This window comes from Streptomyces sp. NRRL S-495 (genome assembly GCF_000966955.1).
In the GTDB taxonomy this organism is placed as follows: Bacteria; Actinomycetota; Actinomycetes; order Streptomycetales; family Streptomycetaceae; genus Kitasatospora; species Kitasatospora purpeofusca.
In genome coordinates this window covers 1-3151 of sequence record NZ_JZWY01000147.1, presented here as the reverse complement: position 1 = coordinate 3151, position 3151 = coordinate 1, and the positions used below count along the sequence as shown (strand labels likewise).

2 protein-coding genes are annotated in these 3151 nt (G+C 77.8%); both read left to right on the top strand.

The window, feature by feature from the left end:
* The coding region (locus tag VR45_RS10210) for a hypothetical protein (protein WP_234325917.1) at window positions 1-707 on the top strand (707 nt) is incomplete at its 5' end.
* A gap of 96 nt (window positions 708-803) precedes the next feature.
* On the top strand, window positions 804-3151 hold a 2348-nt coding region (gene treY / locus VR45_RS10205; protein WP_045939371.1), incomplete at its 3' end, for a malto-oligosyltrehalose synthase.

Below are 3151 nucleotides of genomic sequence, written 5' to 3'. Positions count from 1 at the left end.
TCTCCGTCCCGGGGCGGGTCGCGGACGCGACGGTCCGGCGCCCGCCCCCGGAGCGGTGGGTGCTCGCACGCACCCGCACCCCCGCGGCGGAGGCCGCCCGGGCCGCCGAACGCGCCCTGGTCGAGGGGCTGGTCGAACGGCTCGGCGCGGTCGACGGGGTCACCCTCGTCGTCGCCCAGCTGGACGACCGCCGGGTCACCCCCGGGCTCGGGCTCGACCCGGGCCGCCGCCTGGAGCTGGTCTGCCAGCTCGCCGCGACCGCCTACTACGCCACCGCACTGGACCCGCCGGAGCTGCTGCACCGGATCGACGCGGCGGCCGTCGCCGACTGGGGCACCGGGGCGCACGCCGACCCCCGGCTGCCGCACCCGCCCGGCTCGGTCGCCGCCGCGCTGGCGTACTACCGCGACGGCGGCCGCCACCCGGACGGGTCGCCGCGCGAGCTCCCCGCGCTGTCCGTGCCGGGGGCCCTGGGGGCGCGCCTGACCTGGGACGAGCCCGGCCGGACACCGGTCGCGGAGCCGAGCCCGACCATGTTCAACAGCTCCTTCGCCCAGTACGCGGCCGACCCGGCCGCCGCCGAGGCGGTGCGGGCCGCCCGGGCCGAGCACGGCCGGATCCTCCGCCTCGGCCGTTCCGGCGCCGGCGGGCTGCAGCGTCCCGGCTACTTCACGGTGCCCCGGGGGTGGCGCCGCCGCGGGCACTGAGCGCCCCCACACACACCCACCCCCGACAGGCCCCGCTCACCTGTTCGGTCCAGTAACGGGTCTTGCCCCAGCGCCCCGCCGGGTAGGCATGGAGGCATGACCCACGCCGCCGAGCCCGCGCAGTCCCGCCCGGCCGCCGCCCCCGCCGCCGTGCCGTCGGCCAGCTACCGCCTCCAGCTCCAGCCCGGCTTCACCCTGCACGACGCCACCGCCGCCGTCCCCTACCTGGCCGCCCTCGGCGTCTCCCACCTGCACCTCTCCCCCTTGCTGGCCGCCGCGCCCGGCTCCACCCACGGCTACGACACCGTCGACCACGGCCGGATATCCGAGCAGCTCGGCGGCGAGGAGGCACTGCGGGCGCTGGCCGCCGAGGCGCACCGGCACCAGCTGCGGCTGATCGCCGACGTGGTGCCCAACCACATGGCGGTCCCCGTCCCCGAGCACCTCAACCGGCCGCTCTGGGAGGTGCTGCGGGACGGCCCCGACTCGCCGTACGCGGACTGGTTCGACATCGACTGGACCGCCCAGCCGGGCCCGGTGGACGCCCCCGGACGCGGCCGGGTGCTGCTGCCCCTGCTCGGCGACCGGCTAGGCGCCGTGCTCGACCAGCTGGCCGTCGACGGCGACACCCTCCGCTACCACGACCACGTGCTGCCGCTGCGCCCCGGCACCGAGACGCTGCCGCTGCCCGAGCTGCTCGCCCGGCAGTGGTACCGCCCGGCCTGGTGGCGGCTGGCCCGCACCGAGCTGAACTACCGGCGGTTCTTCACCGTCAACGAGCTGATCGCCGTCCGGGTCGAGCGCCCCGAGGTGTTCGAGGCCACCCACGGCGTGCTGCTGCGGCTGCACCGCGAAGGCGTGCTGGACGGCTTCCGGATCGACCACCCGGACGGGCTCGCCGACCCGCGCGGCTACCTGGAGCGGCTGGCCGCGGCCACCGGCGGGGCCTACACGGTGGTGGAGAAGATCCTCACCGGCGACGAGCGGCTGCCCGCCGACTGGCCCTGCGCCGGCACCACCGGGTACGACGCGCTGCGCCGGATCGACGGGGTGCTCACCGACCACGCGGGCGCCTGCCGGCTGGCCGGGGCGTACCAGGCGTTCCTGACCGCCTCCCCCGACGGAGCCGCCGGGCCGGACCACGGCGAACCGTGCGCCGATCCGCACCCGGCGCTGGCCGCCGCCCGGCGGGGTCGGGCCGACATGACCGGGCCCGGCGGCGAGCTGTCCGCCGAGGTGGAGCGGCTGGTCCGGCTGGCCGTCCGGCTCGGCGCCGCCCACCCGGCGCACGCCGACCACCCGCCGGAGCGGCTGCGCGCCGCACTGGGCCGGCTGCTGACCGGCTACCCCGCGTACCGCCCCTACGTCCACCCCGGGGAGCCGCTGCCGGAGACCTCCGCCGAGCAGCTGCGCGCCGCCCGCGCGGCCGACGAGGGGCCCACCGACGCCACCGACCGGTTCGTCGCCGAGCTCGCGGCGGGCGCGCTCGGGCGCGGGCCCGAGCAGGACGAGTTCGCCGTCCGGTTCGGGCAGACCGCGGCCGCGGTGGCCGCCAAGGGCGTCGAGGACACCGCCTTCTACCGCTGGAACGCGCTGCTGAGCCTCAACGAGGTCGGCGGCGAGCCCGCCCGGCCCGGGGTGCGGCCGGCGGACTTCCACGCCTGGTGCCACTACGTCGAACGGCACTGGCCGCACACCATGACGGTGCTCTCCACCCACGACACCAAGCGCAGCGCCGACGCCCGGGCCCGGCTGGCCGTGCTGGCCGAGCAGCCCCGGGAGTGGGCCGCCGAGGCGGCGGCCTGGTCGACGGCGGCCGGGCACGGCTCGGGTTCGGGTTCGGGCTCGGGCTCGGGTTACGGCTCCGCTTCCGGCCCGGGCCACGACCCGGACAGCGACTGGGTGCTCTGGCAGACCCTGGTCGCCGGCTGGCCGCTCTCCCCGGAACGGCTGGTCGCCGCCGTGCTCAAGGCGGCCCGCGAGGCGAAGCTCCGCACCTCCTGGACCACCCAGGACGTCCGCTTCGAACGCGCCCTCACCGACCGCGTCCACGGCGTCTTCGGCAACCCCGGGCTGCTGCCCCGGATCGAGGGGTACGTGGCCGGGCTCGCCCCGTACGCCCGCTCCAACACGCTCGCCGCCGCCCTGCTGCACCTCACCGTGCCCGGGGTGCCGGACCTCTACCAGGGCAGCGAGGAGCCGCTCCACACCCTGGTCGACCCGGACAACCGTCGCCCGGTCGACCTCGGCGCGCTGGCCGTGCGGCTCACCGACTCGCCGACCGCCCGCACCGGCGACCTGGCCCGGGAGAAGCTGCACCTCACCACCACCGCCCTGCACCTGCGCCGCACCAGGGAGTTGGGCGCCCACCGCCCGCTCACCGCCGTCGGCCCGGCCGCCGGCCACCTGCTCGCCTTCGGACGCGGCCCGGACGTCCTCACCGC